Genomic DNA, 1,075 nt, shown 5'->3' on the forward strand with positions numbered 1-1,075 from the left:
CCGAACGCGGCATCGGCGCCGGAACCGCCCGCATCAGACACGGATCCGCCGGCGGCGCAACCGGAACCGGAGCCGGACAGAAGACCCCGCACGGAATCGGCGGCAAACCCGGAACACTGATCATCACCTCGACCGGAGCCGGAGCCAGCGGCACCACCGGCAAACTGTAAGGCGGCAGCACCGGGTCAACACCCGGAACAACGGGAACGATCGCCCCCCTATCCGACCTACCCCCCGGCAACCCACCCCCCGGTAGCCCGCCCGGCGGAACCCACCGCGGAACCACCGGCACCCGCGTCGACGAACCACCACCACGATAAGCCGCGGACCAACTCAACACATTCGCCGCATACGACAACGAATTGTTGTACCGCAACACCGCCCGCAACTCCTGCCCCGGATCACGCAAATCCAAACCCCCCGAACACAAATACTTCCCCGCCCCCAACGCCGCATCGAACACATTATTCGGATCGGCCACCCCATCACCATTACCGTCAGCCCCGAACGAATTCCACGTCTCCGGCAGAAACTGCATCGGACCCACCGCCCGCGCAAAACCACCATGCCCGTCCCGAACCACCTCATCACCCGGCGAACGACCATCCAACACCGGACCCTCGATCCGACCCAACGTCGTCCCCGCCGAATCCGTACGCCCACCCCCCGCATGCCCCGACTCGATCCGCCCGATCCCCGCCAACAAATTCCACGACACCCCACACCCCGGCATCGAAGACGCCAACGCCAACTCCGCATTCCGATACGCCGCCAACACCACCTCCGGAATCCCCAACCCACCCCCCACCGCCGGCAACGGCACCTCACGCAACCCCCGCCCCACACCCCACGGAACAAACGCCCGAAACCTGCGCGGCCCCTCCACCACCGGCAACAACCCCACCACCCGAGACAAACCCACCACACCCCCCGCCCCCACCGACAACCCCTCCCGCGCCCGCACCGCCGCAGACGGATCCACCGCCGAACCACTCATCACCACACCAGCAACCACCAAAGCCGAGACGGTCATCGGAGCAGAAATACGCATTCGACCACACCCATCCTCGACGTC

1 protein-coding gene is annotated in these 1,075 nt (G+C 66.3%); it reads right to left on the reverse strand.

Annotation, left to right across the window (positions count from 1 at the left end; translation table 11 throughout):
- The coding region (locus tag AB0B25_RS32190; RefSeq protein ID WP_357187639.1) for a lytic murein transglycosylase at positions 1-1,051 on the reverse strand (1,051 nt) is incomplete at its 3' end.
- Positions 1,052-1,075 lie beyond the last annotated feature (24 nt).

Source organism: Nocardia sp. NPDC049190 (assembly GCF_040648115.1).
In the GTDB taxonomy this organism is placed as follows: domain Bacteria; phylum Actinomycetota; class Actinomycetes; order Mycobacteriales; family Mycobacteriaceae; genus Nocardia.